The organism is Mesorhizobium sp. P3_B5 (genome assembly GCF_056402815.1).
On record NZ_JBFUGR010000005.1, the window covers coordinates 254,096 to 267,783 of the forward strand.

Consider the following 13,688-nt stretch of genomic DNA (forward strand, 5'->3'; position numbering starts at 1 on the left):
CCGGCGGCGCTGATGGAGAAAGAATGACCGAGCTGAAGCCGCGCCCCGCGCCGCGGACGATCGACGAGACGCTCGATCTCCTGACCGGCGCGGACTATGTCGCGGACCGGTCGCTGGCGACCGTGCTGTTTTTGTCGCTGCGCATGAAGCGGCCGCTCTTTCTCGAAGGCGAGGCGGGTGTCGGCAAGACCGAGATCGCCAAGGTACTGGCGCAGGCGCTTGGCCGCCGGCTGATCCGCCTGCAGTGCTATGAAGGCCTCGATGTCTCCTCGGCCGTCTACGAGTGGAACTACGCCGCGCAGATGATCGAGATCCGCATGGAGGAGGCGGCCGGCAAGGTCGACCGCTCCGACATGGAGCGCAACGTCTTCTCCGAAAAATACCTGATCCGCCGCCCGGTGCTCGATGCGCTGACGGGGAAAGCGGGTGCCGCCCCGGTGTTCCTGATCGACGAGCTCGACCGCACCGACGAGGCCTTCGAGGCGTTCCTGCTCGAAATCCTCTCCGACTTCCAGGTGACGGTACCCGAACTCGGCACGATCAAGGCCGAAGAGCCGCCGATCGTCATCATCACCACCAACCGCACGCGCGAGATCCACGACGCGCTGAAGCGGCGCTGCCTCTATCACTGGGTCGATTATCCCAATGCCGAGCGCGAGCTGGAGATCGTGCGCCGAAAGGTGCCGCAGGCCAACCAGCGGCTTTCGGCGGAAGTGGTGTCGTTCATCCAGAAGCTGCGCCAGATCGAACTGTTCAAGGTGCCTGGCGTCGCAGAGACCATCGACTGGGCCGGCGCGCTGACCGAACTCGACAAGGTGGCGCTCGACCCGGAGACGGTTTCCGACACGATCGGCGTGCTGTTGAAATACCAGGACGACATTGCCCGTATCGAACAGGGCGAAGGCCGGCGCATCCTCAACGAGGTGAAGGCCGAGCTTGCGGCGGCCGAGTAGGGCGATGTTGCGTCCCGAACCGAAAGAGGCCACTGCCGACGGGCGCATCGCCGACAACATCGTCTATTTCGCCCGCACCTTGCGCAAATCAGGCATGCGGGTCGGGCCGGCCTCGGTCAAGGACGCCATCGAGGCGGTGCTGGCCGCCGGCATCGGCTCGCGCGACGATTTCTACTGGACGCTGCACGCCGTGCTGGTGTCCAGGCACGAGGATCACCCAACTTTCGACGAAGCCTTCCGGCTGTTCTGGAAATCGCGCGAACTGATCGAGAAGCTGCTGGCGATGTTTTCGCCGGTGGCACCGGACGCCAGGGAAAAGCAAAAACCCCGCGCGGCCGAAAACCGCGTCAGCCAGGCGATGTTCGAGGGCCATCAGAAAAAACAGCCGGTGCAGGAAATCCCTGAGATCGAGGTTGACGCCCGCTTCACCTTTTCCGGCAACGAAGTGCTGCGCGGCAAGGATTTTGCCCAGATGAACGCCGCCGAGATGGCGGATGCCAAGAAGGCGATCGCCGCGTTGCGGTTGCCCTTCGACATGGTCAGGACGCGGCGTTTCAAGGCCGACGCCCATGGCCGCCGCATTGATCCACGCGCCATGATGCGCTCGGCCGCCCGCACCGGCGGTGAATTGATCCTGCCAAAATTCCGGTCGCCGCGCGAGGTTCACCCACCGCTGGTGGTGCTGGCCGATATCTCCGGTTCGATGAGCCAGTACACCCGCATCTTCCTGCATTTCCTGCATGCGCTGACCGAAAAGCGCCGGCGCGTGCATGCCTTCGTCTTCGGCACCAGGCTGACCAATCTGACCCGGCAGATGCGCCATCGCGACCCCGATGCCGCACTCGCCGACTGTTCGGCGGCGGTCAAGGACTGGTCGGGCGGCACCCGCATCGGCGACACGCTGGCGGAGTTCAACAAGCTATGGTCGCGCCGCGTGCTGGGGCAGGGCGCGGTGGTGCTTTTGATCACCGACGGGCTCGAGCGCGACGATGTCGCCGGCCTGTCGGAGGAGATGGAGCGGCTGCACAAATCCTGTCGGCGGCTGATCTGGCTGAATCCTTTGCTGCGCTTCGACGGTTTCGAAGCCCGCGCCCGCGGCGTCAAGGCGATGCTGCCGTATGTCGACGAGTTCCGCTCGGTGCACAATCTCGATGCGCTGGCCGATCTCTGCGCCTCGCTGGACAAGAAGTCGGCTGCTTCCGTCGATCCGCGTCACTGGTTGGACGCTGGCGCCAGGCACGCCGCATAGCCATATGTTTATCCAGCGGAAAACAGACTCCCGGAAAAAATTGGAATCACGGCACTGGAGACCCAATAGATGACGCTCCAAAGCATCAATCCCAAGGATTTGCCAGTCCCGCAGACCTACAGCCAGGTCGTCGTTGCGACAGGGAGCAAGTTGGTCTTCATCTCGGGTCAGGAGCCCGAGGACCTGGACGGTAAGCTTGTTGGCCGTGGTGATCTTGCGGCTCAGGCGCGCCAGGTGTTTGCCAATCTCGGCCGGGCACTTGCCGCTGCCGGTGCGGCGCCTGCCCAGGTCGCCAGGATCACGATCTATGTCGTCAACTACGATCGCGATGAATGCCTGCCGATCATCGAAAAGGCTCGGCTAGGGCTGTTCGGAGATCACAAACCGGCTGACGTGGTGCTTGGTGTGGCGAGCCTGTCGCCCGGCTATCTGATCGAAGTTGACGCATTCGCGGTGATCGATTGACCATGCATTTGCTTGCGCGACTCGGCGATAGCCGGATCATAAACAGACTCTGAGAGAAGCGACGATGGACAACAGCATTTATCTCGATGAGGCCCGCGACCCGCTGATCATCGCGGAAGGCTGGATGAAGGACGGCAAGGATGTCGCCATTGCCACTGTGGTCGAAACCTGGGGCTCGGCGCCGCGACCGGTCGGCAGCCATCTGGTCATCGATGCGGAAGGCAATTTCCACGGCTCGGTCTCCGGTGGTTGCGTCGAGGGTGCTGTCGTGAGCGAGGCGATCGACGTCATCGACTCAGGGAAGGCCAAGATGCTGGAGTTCGGCGTCGCCGACGAGACAGCCTGGCAGGTCGGCCTGTCCTGCGGCGGCCGGATAAAAGTCTATGTAGAGCGGCTGGGCTGACCATGGATCCCTATGCCCTGAAAACGCTGAATGCCGAACGCCGCGCTCGCCGCGCGGCGATCCTGGTTACCGATCTTGGCGACGGCCGCGACCGCATCGTGCGCGAGGGCGATCCCGTTGCCGGCGATTTGGGAGCGGCCATCGCCAAGGCGTTTCGTACCGGCAATTCCGGTTCGGTCGAGGCGGAGGGACGAACCTTCTTTCTCAACGCCCATCTGCCGCAGCCGCGCCTGGTGGTGATCGGCGCTGTCCATATCAGCCAGGCACTGGCGCCGATGGCGAAGATCGCCGGCTATCCGGTCGAGATCGTCGATCCGCGAACGGCCTTTGCCACCCCGGACCGCTTTCCCGATGTCGCGCTGCATGCCGAATGGCCTGAGGATGTGCTGAAGCGCCAGCCGCTCGACAGCTATTCGGCGCTGGCAGCCGTCACCCATGACCCGAAGATCGACGACTTTGCGCTGAAGGCGGCACTCGACGCCAACTGCTTCTATGTCGGTGCGCTTGGCAGCCGCAAGACGCATGCGAAACGCGTCGAACGCTTGCTGGCCCTGGGCGCCACCGCCGACCAGATCGCCCGCATCCATGCGCCGATCGGCCTCGACATCGGTGCGGCCAGCCCGGCCGAGATTGCGGTTGCGGTGCTGGCGCAGGCGATCCACGCCTTTCGTTCGCGCGGTCTCGAAGCCAAGGATGCCGCGGCGTGAAATTCGGCCCGATCCCGATCGAGGCGGCCGAAGGTGCTGTGCTGGCCCACGCCACCACGGCCGGAGAACGGCTCTTCCGCAAGGCGCACCGGCTGAGCGCCGACGACGTGTCGCTGCTGAAGGCTTCAGGCATTTCGGAGGTTGTCGCTGCGGTGCTGGCCGCAGACGATCTGAGCGAGGACGCAGCCGCCGAAAAGATCGCCGCGAGCATGCACCATCGCAACATCGAGGCGAGGCCGGCGGCGACCGGCCGCGTCAATCTGCACGCTGACGCCGCCGGCATCTTCACCGTCGACGCCGCGATGATAGACGCCATCAACGCCGTCGACCCGACCATCACCATCGCCACTTTGGCGCAGCACGCCCCGGTCGAAAAAGGCCAGATGGTGGCGACAGTGAAGATCATTCCTTTCGCGGTCGCCTCGGCTTTGGTCGATGCCGTGACAAAGATCTGCGCCGGCGGCGAGATCTTTGCCGTCAACGCCTACCAGCCGGTACTCGTCGGCGTCATCCAGACGGTCCTGCCTGGCATCAAGCCAAGTGTGCTCGACAAGACGCTGCGCGTCACCGAAGCGCGGCTGGCGCGCTCCGGCGGCCGGCTGACGGCGGAGCGCCGCACGCCGCATGAGATCATCGCCGTGGCCGAGGCGGCAGCCTCGCTGGCGCGCGACAATGACATGGTGGTGATTTTTGGCGCCTCGGCGATGAGCGACTTCGGCGACGTCGTTCCGGCGGCCATCGAGCGCGCCGGGGGCACCATCGTCCGGGCGGGCATGCCCGTAGATCCCGGCAATCTGCTGGTGCTCGGCATGCTCGACGGCAAACGTGTCATCGGTGCGCCGGGCTGCGCACGCAGCCCGAAGGAGAACGGCTTCGACTGGGTTCTCGATCGGCTGATCGCCGGCCTCGACGTAACCGCCAAGGACATTGCCGGCATGGGCGTCGGCGGGCTGCTGATGGAAATCCCGACACGGCCGCAGCCGCGCGAGCCGCTGCCGGCCAAGGCGCAGCTGGCGGTCGATATCGTGCTTCTGGCTGCCGGCCGCTCCAGCCGCATGGGCGGGCCAAACAAGCTGCTGGCATTGTTCGACGGTAAGCCGCTGGTGCGCCGGACCGCCGAGCGGGCGCTCGCCTCGAAAGCCTCTCAAACAATCGTCGTCACCGGCCATCAGCGCGAGCGGGTGCGGGCAGCCTTGTCTGTCCTTGACGTCACCTTTGCCGACAATCCGGATTTTGCCGAAGGCCTGTCCTCGTCGCTGAAAGCCGGCATTTCCAGAGTTGCCGAAGACGCCGCCGGCGCCATGATTGTTCTCGGCGACATGCCGGGCGTCGCATCGGTCGACCTCGACAGTCTGATCGACGCTTTCCGCAAGGCCGAAGGCCGCTCGGTCGTGCGCGCCTCGCATGACGGCCGCCGCGGCAACCCGGTGCTGTTGCCGCGTGCGTTGTTTCCCGCGATCGCTCATCTCGAAGGCGACACCGGCGCGCGACATCTGGTCGAAGCCGAAGGGCTGGATGTCGTTGATGTCGAGATCGGCGACGGCGCATCGATCGATGTCGACACCCGAGAGGCGCTGGAAGGCGCCGGCGGCGTGCTGCAGGATTGACAAACCGAAGCTGAAAAACGCATGCCATGGGCATGGCTCTCAGATTCCACTATGCCCTTTTTGCCTCAGCGCTTGTATTGTTTCCTGGCGGTGTCGCCGCTCGCGCCGACGCGCTAAAACCCTTCAAGGACGATCTGTTCGCCTATCCGGCCACGCTGTCATCCACGGACAATGGCGCCTATACTGTTATCGACTATCGCGAAATGCGAGACATCAATGCCCGCGACGAGGTGCCGGAAAAGCGCGTACACGCCCAATACACCGACACCAGCGTGCGCAAGGTGCAGCAGGATTTGCTGCTGAAGACCGACGCCGGCGATGTCAGGCATGTCGCCGTCGGCAAGACGGAGGGCGCTGGCATCATCGTGCTCTACCTGCACGGGCAGGGCGGCAGCCGCAAGCAAGGCGTCGACGACTTCACCTTCGGCGGCAATTTCAACCGCATCAAGAACCTGATGGCAGCCAATGGCGGCCTCTATCTCTCTCCGGATTTCACCGATTTCGGCGACACCGGCACAGCCCAGGTCGCGGCGCTGATCGACCACTATGCGGAAAAATCACCTGGCGCGAAAATCTTCGTCGCCTGCGGCTCGATGGGCGGATCGCTGTGCTGGCAACTCGCCGCTCGCAACGACACCGGCCGGCGCATAAGTGGGCTGCTGCTGCTCGGCTCGCTCTGGGACGAGAGCTTTTTGGCGAGCCCCGCCTTCAGGCGTCATGTGCCGGTTTTCTTCGGTCAGGGCAGCAAGGACCCGGTATTTCCGGTGGAAAAGCAGGAAGCCTTCTTCCGCTCCATCATCGCCAAATCGAAAGCCTATCCGTATCCGACTCATTTCGTTCGCTTCGAGACCGGCACGCATGGCACACCGATCCGCATGACCGACTGGCGCGAAACGCTCAACTGGATGCTGTCGAAAGCGCCGTAAGGCGCGGTGCTAGGGCGCGGTGTTGTAGTCGACGACGGTCTGCGGGTTTTCCTCGCCGTCATAGGACGCATCGACGTCGTACTGGACCAGGGAAAAATCACCGTTGCGAAACAGGTATGTCCCTGAGCTGGAGGCATCACCGATGCCGCGCCATTTGTTGAACGTGGTGATTGTCTTGGTCTCTTCATTATATTCGGGATTGGTCGCCCAACCGCTCGTCTGGAAGCCGATAATGCTCATGCCCAGCAGTTTGCCGTCGCTGTCATTGTTCTCGTAGCGGATATCCATCTCGGGCTCGGCGAACTGCAACTGCCTCACACCCGACACCTCGTCGGTCATGTAGTAGACTGAAGCGGTGTTGTACGCGGCCGCCTGGCAGTAGAACTCGAAAAGCCGCGTTTCCTTGTCGGGGTCGCCGGCAGCCGCGTCCTTGTTCTTGTATTTGATCGAAAAAATGTTCGGCTCCTCGCCGAGAAATTGCTCGTCGCACTGGCTGCCATAATCAGCGGCGAACAGTTTTTTCACCTGCTCCAGTACGGTGTCCTTCTTGGGCGGCGGCGGTCCGTCGCCGCAGCTTGCCGGCAGCGCCTCTTCGAAATCGGCTTTTGACGGTTTCAGCGCGCCCTTGTCGATGAAGATCGGGCGGAACGGCGGTTGCTGGATCTGGGCGTTGACCTGCCGCAACGTGTAGCAGCCGGCGAAGACCGCTTCATTGCCGTCCTTGTCGGTGGCGCGGATGGCGACAGGAACATTGTAGAAAATGCTGCCGGCCGCGCCATCGTCGGAGACAGCGCCGGTGGCGACATCGACCTTGCCGGTGCCGTCATAGCCCTTGACGAATGTGTCGAAATCCTTGGCCGGTTTGGTGTCGCCGTAGTAGCCCCAGGCGCGCGCAAATTCGTGCCGATTGATGGCGCTGTAGAGCGACCGGATCACGGCCTCGGCGCTCGAGCGGTCATCGAGATAGGGTGCTTCGTCGTCGGCGAATGCTGTCTGGCTGATGGTGGCAAGGGAGAAAAAAGCGGTCGCTGCAAAAAGGGCGCTTCTCATCGCGAATCTCCAGTCGATGCGGAAAATCCTAGCACAAGGATTACGGCGACGCGGTGACGCTTGAAAAGTCGCACGCGAAGGCGCTACGTGCCGCCGTCGGCGTTCCGCCGCATGGAGATTTCAAGTGACACTATCGATGTATGAGGCGTCCGTGCCGGTGTTTTCCGCCAGGCTCAAGGCGCTGTCCAATGTGCTGTCTGCAGCCGAACAGAATGCGGCTGATCGCAAGATCGACCCGCAGGTGTTTCTGACAGCGAGGCTAGCGCCCGACATGTTCGCGCTGGTGAGACAGGTGCAGATCGCCACCGATCATGCCAAGGGTGCGCCGTCACGGCTGGCCGGCCGCGAGGTGCCGAAATACGAGGACAATGAGGCGAGTTTTGCCGACGTCCAGGCCCGTATCGCCAAGACCCTCGAGCATCTCGCAACCTTCTCGGCGGCCGACCTCGATGGCTCCGACGAGCGGACGATCGAACTCAGGCTTGCGGGGCGTGAAGTCTCGATGCCCGGGCTGCAATATCTTTTGCACGCCGCAATGCCCAACTTCTACTTCCACGTAACCACGGCCTACGACATCCTGCGTCACAACGGCGTGCCGCTGGGCAAGGCAACTTTCCTCGGACGTTGAAGGTCAAAAGGTTTCCCGGCGCTGCCGGGAAACCTCGCGTCAGGCTCGGCTAAACGCCTTGTTCAGCGCAGCGACATTTCGCGGGCGATGCGCGGAAAATCGGCCGGCTTGATGCCGATGTCGGCGCGGTCGCTGCTGCTCATCGCATGCAGCAGTGCCAGTGCCGAGCGATAGCGCAGATGTTCCTGCGGACGCGGACGAGCGAACATTTCAGTGAAGAACCCCATGATCATGGCCCCTTGTTGATCCTCCACATCAAGCAATATAGGCAAATCATGAAGATTGTGCAGTGCAGCATTTGCATGGCAGCCATGCTGCGCGAATTTTTTTCGTCACAATCGAACCGGCCGGTGAAACTTCCGGCGCGTCCCGACCGTATGCTTCAACGCTGGCACATGGCCGGCTTTTCCTCGCCACTCCTGGCGAATTTTCCGGACTGTATGAAAATGCAGTCCGGCTTTTTTTTGCATGGAGAGTTCGGCTGGCCAAAGCCGGAAGCCAACGGCTAAATTGGTTAAGATCGGTCGCATTCATTTTTAACGAGCCGATTCTATGTTGGGTGCCGGTATAGGTGCGCTTACGACAGGGGAGGCTGAGATCGGCACCGGGAGCAGGCGGGATTTCGCTTCGTTGCTCGACGACCTCTTCGTCGCCCCCGACAAGGGCGAAGAGGCCGGCGCACGGCCGTCGATTCCGTTCGATTATCTGTCGGTGGCGGACGAGCTTCATTCCGGCCGCATAAAGGTTGCAGGCGACACGTTTGCTGCCGAGTATCGCGAGGGTGCCGATCTGGCGAGCGAATTCGCCGCGCTGCTCGATCAGGCGAAGTTCGCGCTTGCCGGCGAAGAGCCCAAGCCAGAAGAAAAGCTGCCGCCGATCGATCCCGAATCCATCGCCGTCGAACTTGGCCTCAACCAGCCCAGGGATGTTGCCGATTTCGGGCGCATGCGCCGCAGTTTCGCCTTCGCCAACCATCCCGACCGTGTCGCCCCGCATTTGCGCCAGCGCGCCATGATCCGCATGCAGGTGGCCAACATGCTGATCGACGAAGCCAAGCGGCGCGCTTTGGCCGGCGCCAGGCGCTGACTTTTCCGGAGTTCACGCAAAAGTCGGTCCGCTGAGGCTTGGAGAGCGCGACTGCTTTCCCTATAAATGCGATTTCCTTCTCGCGCCGCCGCGCCAGTCTTCCCTCCGGAGCAGAAATTCCATGCACAAACGCCGTCTCGGTCGGACCGATCTTCTTGTTACCCAGATTTGCCTCGGCTCGATGACCTGGGGCCAGCAGAACACGGAAGCCGAAGGCCATGCCCAGATGGACCTGGCCTTTGCCCGTGGTGTCAATTTCATCGACACCGCCGAGCTTTACCCGATTCCGCCCAAGGCGGAGACGCAAGGCCGCACCGAAAAGATCATCGGCAGCTGGATGAAAGCGAAGGGCAACCGCGACCAGGTCATCCTGGCCTCGAAAGTGGTCGGCCGCACCGCCAACACCTGGTTTCGCGGCGATCGTCCCTCGAAGCTGGTGCGCGCCGACATTTTTGACGCGATCGAAAAATCGCTGACCAAGCTCGGCACCGATTATCTCGATCTCTATCAGATCCATTGGCCGGAACGCGACATACCGTGGGGCGCCAATCCGAACCGCATCGGCGCCGTGGGGCCGCGTGCCGATTCCATCGGGGCGCCGGCCGGCGAGACGCCGATTGCCGAGACACTCGCCGTGTTCGACGAGTTGGTGAAATCAGGAAAAATCCGCCATCTCGGCCTGTCGAACGAGAATTCCTGGGGCGCCATGCGCTTCATCGCCGAGGCCGACAAGGGCATCGGCCCGCGCGTCGCCTCGATCCAGAATGCCTATAATTTCGTCAACCGCACTTTTGAGGTGAACCTGGCCGAAGTCTGCGACCGAGAGCAGGTGTCGCTGCTGGCCTATTCGCCGCTGGCGCAGGGCTATCTCACCGGCAAATACGACCATGGCGCACGCCCGCAAGGGTCGCGCTCGCAACTGTTCAACCGCGGCCAGCGCTACGAGACGCCGAACGCGGCGGAGGCGCAGCTTGAGTATAACGAGCTGGCGCGCTCGTTCGGCCTGGAGCCGGCCTTGTTTGCCAACGCCTATGTGTCGAGCCGGCCCTTCGTCACCTCGAACATCATCGGCGCCACGACGATTGCGCAACTTGAAATGGCGCTGTCATCCGTCGACGTGACCTGGACCGAGGAGATGCAGAAGGCGGTCGATGCGATCCATCAGCGCGTCGGCAATCCGTGCCCGTGAGCAGGGGATCCGTAGGCCAGTTGAATTGATCGGGGGAACAAAAGTGGCATTTCAGATCGACGCCGTGCGGGCAAAATTTCCGGCTCTTGCACTCACCGACAAGGGCCGCCGCCGCATCTATCTCGACAATCCCGCCGGCACGCAGGTGCCGCAGACGGTCGCAGACGCGGTGTCGCGCTGCCTTTTGACCACCAATGCCAATCTCGGCGGTTTCTTCGAAACCACGATCGCCGCGCAACAGGTCGTCGACGACGCCCATGCGGCAATGGCCGATTTCCTCGGTGCCGCGTCCCCGCAGGAAATCATCATCGGCGCCAACATGACGACGCTGACCTACCACATGTCGCGCACGCTCGGCCGCACGTTCAAGCCTGGCGACGAGATCATCCTCACCCGCATGGACCACGAGGGCAATGTCTCGCCCTGGCTGCAACTGGCCGAGGACCTTGGCCTCGTCGTGCGCTGGCTGGCTTTCGATGAGCAGAGCTGGCAGGTCGAGGAGACGGCGCTCAGCGCACTGCTCACCGACCGGACGCGGCTCGTTGCGCTCAACTATGCCAGCAATCTGACCGGCTCCATCAACCGGGTGAAGGCGCTGACTGGCATTGCCAAACAGGCCGGCGCGCTGGTCTATGTCGATGCCGTGCAATTCGCGCCGCATGGCCTGGTCGATGTGCACGACCTCGGCTGCGATTTCCTGATCTGCTCGGCCTACAAATTCTTCGGCCCGCATATGGGCATTCTTTGGGGCAGGCTGGATGTCATCGAGGCGCTGAAACCGTACAAATGCCGCTGTTCGTCCAACGGTCTGCCGGAACGTTTCGAGCTTGGCACGCCGCAAATCGAACTGATGGCCGGCCTCACCGCCGCCGTCGATTATTTCGCCGAACTGGGCACGGCGGCGGGCGAGGATGGGTCAAGAAGGCGCAAGATTGCCAGGGCGTTCGAAGTCTCGACCGCCTACGAAAACCCCTTGGCGCAAAGGCTGATCGACGGGCTGTCGGACATTTCCGGCCTGACCATCCACGGCATTACGGACCCCGCGCGGCTCGAGCATCGCGTGCCGACAGTTTCCTTCACGGTCGACGGTATCGTGCCGGAAACCATCGTGCGCCAGATGAATGCCGAAAACATCTTCCTCTGGTCGGGCCACAACTACGCCTGGGAGATCGTCCACCAGCTCGGCATTCCGGCCGAGCACGGCGTCGTGCGCATCGGCATCGCCCACTACAACACGGTCGCCGAGATCGACGAGACGCTGGAAAGAGTGCACCGCGTCATCGCCATGCTCAGGCAGCAGCGATCTTGACGCTAACTTGCATCCTCAACGCTTCTTGCCGCCGAAGCCGGTGAGGAACGCGGTGAGGTTGTCACCGAGTTCATCGCAGAGATAGCCGCCTTCCTGGACGATAACCGTCGGCAGGCCAAGGCCGGCAATGGCTTCGCCGATGCGCGAGAATCCCGGCGTCGTCACCGAAAGCCCGCCGAACGGGTCGCCCTCAAAAGCGTCGAGGCCAAGCGCCACCACAAGCGCGTCGGGTGCAAAAGCGCGGATGCGCTGGAAGGCCGTCGCCAAGGCTTCGAGGAACTGGGCGTCGCTGGATTTGCGCGGCAATGGCAGGTTGAAATTGTAACCGAGGCCGGAACCTTCGCCGCGCTCGTCGGCATGCCCCCAGAAGAACGGATAGAAGCGCACCGGATCGGCATGCACCGAGACGGTCAGCACGTCCGGCCGGGCATAGAAAATGCCTTGCGTGCCGTTGCCGTGGTGCAGGTCGACGTCGAGGATTGCCACCCGCGCGGACTGCTTGCGCAATGTCTGCGCCGCGACCGCCGAATTGTTGATGAAGCAGAAGCCGCCGGCGACATCGGCAAAAGCGTGGTGGCCGGGCGGGCGGCAGAGAGCATAGGCGGCCGGTGCGCCTGCCATCACCGCTTCGGCAGCTTCGACCGCGCTCCACGCGCTCCACAGCGCGCTGCCCCAGGTCTCGCCCGAGATCGGGCAAGCGGTATCGGCCATATGATAGCCGGCCTGTCCCACAGCCGAGGCCGGGTAGGAGCCGTTGCGCGCAATCGGGTGAATGTTGGGGATCACCTCGGCCGAGGCGCCTTCGATGCGCTGCCAGCGCACGAAGATGTGCTCGAGGAAATCCAGATATTCGGGCGTATGCACCGCAGAGACCGGGCCGAGCCCATGATCCCGTGGCCGCTCGATCGTGCAGCCGGCGGCCTTGGCACCGGCAAGCAGTCGCTCTGCGCGTTCCGGCTTTTCCGGATTGGGCTGCGGCGCCCCGCTGGAGAGGAAGGCCTTTGGATCGTGGCGTTTCTGTTCCTCGGCATAGAAGGCTTTCATCATGTCTCCCAATACAGTAGCCGGCTATACATCGTCCGGCCCATCGGCAAAGGCGAAGAAAGCGTCGCCGACAATCTTCTGAGTCTGTTCGTAGCTCGACCAGGCGATGCCCAATCGTTCGTAGAAGGCCTTGGCGGTTTCGTTGTCGGTGTCGACCGATAGCCTGAGATAGACGCCACCGTCCTTCCGGCATTGCGCAGCGACACTGCGCAGCAGGCGTTCGCCGATCTTGCGGCCGCGAAAGCGGCCTTCGACATAGAGGTCCTGCACATAGACGCCGGGCCGGCCCATCCAGGTCGAGAAGATCGGGAAATGCAGGCACAGCCCGGCAAACTCGCCGCCGACTTCGGCGATCAGGGTCGAAAAGGCAGGCTTTTCGCCAAAGCCGTAGCGGCGCAGGTCGTCGGCGGTGGACGTGATCTCCTGATGCGCGCCAATATGGTTGCCGAGGCGCAACAGGGCGGCGTAGATGGTGTCGACGTCGTCGATGGTGCCGGGGCGGATGATGGTATCGCGGGTCGTGGCTCGGGCTTTCTCTCGCATGGATCAGGCTGCGGTTCCGGCTGTATCAGGCTTGGCCAGGAGGTCATCAAGCTCGCCAATGCCGTCTTCCGAAAAGACGCGAATGCCGTTCGCCTCCAGCAGCGCCGTGGTCGTGCCAGAGCCAGCCACCCGGTTGCCCGAAAAACTCCCATCATAGATGAAGCTACTGCCGCACGACGGGCTGCCGTCAGTCAGGACTGCATAGCGGCAGCCTGTTTCCCGGGCGAGATCGAGCGCGAGCTGCCCGGCTTCGAGATAGAGTGCAGTCACATCGTTTCCGGTTTTCTCGACCACCTGGCCTTGGCCGTGCAGCACAGCAAGGCCGTCGCCGGTGCCGCGAATTTCAGCCGGCGGGCGCGGCGTCGAGAAACCCGCGGCGACCTCCGGGCAGATCTGCACGACCCGCCCTTCTGCCTGCCATCGCGCCAGAACGGGATGGTCGTTGAGCCGGTAGGAACCGTTGTAACGAACCTTGCTGCCGAGCAGGCAGGCTGAGACGAGAACCCTTTCCATATCAGCTCCTCCCTTT

General features: G+C 62.9%; 17 protein-coding genes. 12 read left to right on the plus strand and 5 right to left on the minus strand.

The features are described 5' to 3' along the window. Positions 1-23: 23 nt before the first annotated feature. The 7 genes from AC1DVW_RS15445 to AC1DVW_RS15475 all read left to right on the plus strand — a co-directional run bounded on the left by AC1DVW_RS15445 (position 24) and on the right by AC1DVW_RS15475 (position 6,310). Complete coding sequence (locus tag AC1DVW_RS15445; protein ID WP_477242965.1) at positions 24-953, plus strand: AAA family ATPase; 930 nt, start codon at positions 24-26, stop codon at positions 951-953. A gap of 4 nt (positions 954-957) precedes the next feature. Further along, entirely contained in the window at positions 958-2,202 is a 1,245-nt protein-coding gene (locus AC1DVW_RS15450; protein WP_477324153.1) for a vWA domain-containing protein, read from the plus strand. 69 nt (positions 2,203-2,271) lie between these two features. Next, entirely contained in the window at positions 2,272-2,667 is a 396-nt protein-coding gene (locus AC1DVW_RS15455; RefSeq protein ID WP_477324155.1) for a RidA family protein, read from the plus strand. A 64-nt stretch (positions 2,668-2,731) separates the two neighbouring features. After that, on the plus strand, positions 2,732-3,070 hold the full coding sequence (locus AC1DVW_RS15460; RefSeq protein WP_023734542.1) for an XdhC family protein: 339 nt from the start codon (positions 2,732-2,734) through the stop codon (positions 3,068-3,070). 2 nt (positions 3,071-3,072) lie between these two features. Then, positions 3,073-3,777: an XdhC family protein gene (locus AC1DVW_RS15465; RefSeq protein WP_477324157.1), complete on the plus strand. Its 705-nt coding sequence runs from the start codon at positions 3,073-3,075 to the stop codon at positions 3,775-3,777. Then, positions 3,774-5,384, plus strand: coding sequence for an NTP transferase domain-containing protein (locus tag AC1DVW_RS15470; RefSeq protein ID WP_477324159.1), 1,611 nt, complete (start codon positions 3,774-3,776; stop codon positions 5,382-5,384). The genes AC1DVW_RS15465 and AC1DVW_RS15470 overlap by 4 nt, the downstream gene beginning before the upstream one ends. 32 nt (positions 5,385-5,416) lie before the next feature. Then, positions 5,417-6,310, plus strand: coding sequence for an alpha/beta hydrolase family protein (locus tag AC1DVW_RS15475; protein WP_477324161.1), 894 nt, complete (start codon positions 5,417-5,419; stop codon positions 6,308-6,310). A gap of 9 nt (positions 6,311-6,319) precedes the next feature. Here AC1DVW_RS15475 and AC1DVW_RS15480 read toward each other — a convergent pair whose 3' ends face one another. Continuing rightward, positions 6,320-7,360 (minus strand): DUF1176 domain-containing protein, encoded by a 1,041-nt coding sequence (locus AC1DVW_RS15480; RefSeq protein ID WP_477324163.1) that lies wholly within the window; start codon positions 7,358-7,360, stop codon positions 6,320-6,322. 124 nt (positions 7,361-7,484) lie between these two features. Between AC1DVW_RS15480 and AC1DVW_RS15485 the strand changes: the two genes are divergently transcribed. Next, positions 7,485-7,988, plus strand: a complete 504-nt coding sequence (locus AC1DVW_RS15485) for a DUF1993 domain-containing protein (RefSeq protein WP_477324165.1) — start codon at positions 7,485-7,487, stop codon at positions 7,986-7,988. Positions 7,989-8,050: 62 nt separating this feature from the next. Here AC1DVW_RS15485 and AC1DVW_RS15490 read toward each other — a convergent pair whose 3' ends face one another. Then, the gene (locus tag AC1DVW_RS15490) at positions 8,051-8,221 is read right to left on the minus strand and encodes a hypothetical protein (protein ID WP_477324390.1); all 171 of its coding nucleotides are present in this window, start codon (positions 8,219-8,221) and stop codon (positions 8,051-8,053) included. Positions 8,222-8,290: 69 nt separating this feature from the next. Between AC1DVW_RS15490 and AC1DVW_RS15495 the strand changes: the two genes are divergently transcribed. The 4 genes from AC1DVW_RS15495 to AC1DVW_RS15510 all read left to right on the plus strand — a co-directional run bounded on the left by AC1DVW_RS15495 (position 8,291) and on the right by AC1DVW_RS15510 (position 11,572). Continuing rightward, on the plus strand, positions 8,291-8,497 hold the full coding sequence (locus AC1DVW_RS15495) for a hypothetical protein (RefSeq protein WP_477324167.1): 207 nt from the start codon (positions 8,291-8,293) through the stop codon (positions 8,495-8,497). Positions 8,498-8,618: 121 nt separating this feature from the next. Next, positions 8,619-9,074 carry a hypothetical protein gene (locus AC1DVW_RS15500; protein ID WP_477324169.1) on the plus strand — a complete coding sequence of 152 codons (456 nt, stop codon included), beginning with the start codon at positions 8,619-8,621 and terminating at the stop codon, positions 9,072-9,074. 121 nt (positions 9,075-9,195) lie between these two features. Next, positions 9,196-10,263 carry an aldo/keto reductase gene (locus tag AC1DVW_RS15505; protein ID WP_477324170.1) on the plus strand — a complete coding sequence of 356 codons (1,068 nt, stop codon included), beginning with the start codon at positions 9,196-9,198 and terminating at the stop codon, positions 10,261-10,263. Between the two features lie 43 nt (positions 10,264-10,306). Beyond that, positions 10,307-11,572: a cysteine desulfurase-like protein gene (locus AC1DVW_RS15510; protein ID WP_477324172.1), complete on the plus strand. Its 1,266-nt coding sequence runs from the start codon at positions 10,307-10,309 to the stop codon at positions 11,570-11,572. Positions 11,573-11,587: 15 nt separating this feature from the next. Here AC1DVW_RS15510 and AC1DVW_RS15515 read toward each other — a convergent pair whose 3' ends face one another. Genes AC1DVW_RS15515 through AC1DVW_RS15525 form a run of 3 tightly spaced genes read right to left on the minus strand, consistent with a single transcriptional unit; the run spans position 11,588 to position 13,672 of the window. Continuing rightward, complete coding sequence (locus AC1DVW_RS15515) at positions 11,588-12,616, minus strand: histone deacetylase family protein (protein ID WP_477324382.1); 1,029 nt, start codon at positions 12,614-12,616, stop codon at positions 11,588-11,590. Positions 12,617-12,640: 24 nt separating this feature from the next. Beyond that, on the minus strand, positions 12,641-13,159 hold the full coding sequence (locus AC1DVW_RS15520) for an N-acetyltransferase family protein (protein ID WP_477242976.1): 519 nt from the start codon (positions 13,157-13,159) through the stop codon (positions 12,641-12,643). Between the two features lie 3 nt (positions 13,160-13,162). Beyond that, a complete protein-coding gene (locus tag AC1DVW_RS15525) occupies positions 13,163-13,672 on the minus strand; it encodes a 2-thiouracil desulfurase family protein (RefSeq protein WP_477269428.1) in 510 nt (169 codons plus the stop codon). Positions 13,673-13,688: the final 16 nt, after the last annotated feature.

Coding starts and splice junctions, on each gene's coding strand:
- AC1DVW_RS15445 (WP_477242965.1), top strand. CDS start 24: ATGACCGAGCTGAAGCCGCGCCCCGCGCCGCGGACGATCGACGAGACG.
- AC1DVW_RS15450 (WP_477324153.1), top strand. CDS start 958: ATGTTGCGTCCCGAACCGAAAGAGGCCACTGCCGACGGGCGCATCGCC.
- AC1DVW_RS15455 (WP_477324155.1), top strand. CDS start 2,272: ATGACGCTCCAAAGCATCAATCCCAAGGATTTGCCAGTCCCGCAGACC.
- AC1DVW_RS15460 (WP_023734542.1), top strand. CDS start 2,732: ATGGACAACAGCATTTATCTCGATGAGGCCCGCGACCCGCTGATCATC.
- AC1DVW_RS15465 (WP_477324157.1), top strand. CDS start 3,073: ATGGATCCCTATGCCCTGAAAACGCTGAATGCCGAACGCCGCGCTCGC.
- AC1DVW_RS15475 (WP_477324161.1), top strand. CDS start 5,417: ATGGCTCTCAGATTCCACTATGCCCTTTTTGCCTCAGCGCTTGTATTG.
- AC1DVW_RS15480 (WP_477324163.1), bottom strand. CDS start 7,360: ATGAGAAGCGCCCTTTTTGCAGCGACCGCTTTTTTCTCCCTTGCCACC.
- AC1DVW_RS15490 (WP_477324390.1), bottom strand. CDS start 8,221: ATGATCATGGGGTTCTTCACTGAAATGTTCGCTCGTCCGCGTCCGCAG.
- AC1DVW_RS15495 (WP_477324167.1), top strand. CDS start 8,291: ATGGCAGCCATGCTGCGCGAATTTTTTTCGTCACAATCGAACCGGCCG.
- AC1DVW_RS15505 (WP_477324170.1), top strand. CDS start 9,196: ATGCACAAACGCCGTCTCGGTCGGACCGATCTTCTTGTTACCCAGATT.
- AC1DVW_RS15515 (WP_477324382.1), bottom strand. CDS start 12,616: ATGAAAGCCTTCTATGCCGAGGAACAGAAACGCCACGATCCAAAGGCC.
- AC1DVW_RS15520 (WP_477242976.1), bottom strand. CDS start 13,159: ATGCGAGAGAAAGCCCGAGCCACGACCCGCGATACCATCATCCGCCCC.
- AC1DVW_RS15525 (WP_477269428.1), bottom strand. CDS start 13,672: ATGGAAAGGGTTCTCGTCTCAGCCTGCCTGCTCGGCAGCAAGGTTCGT.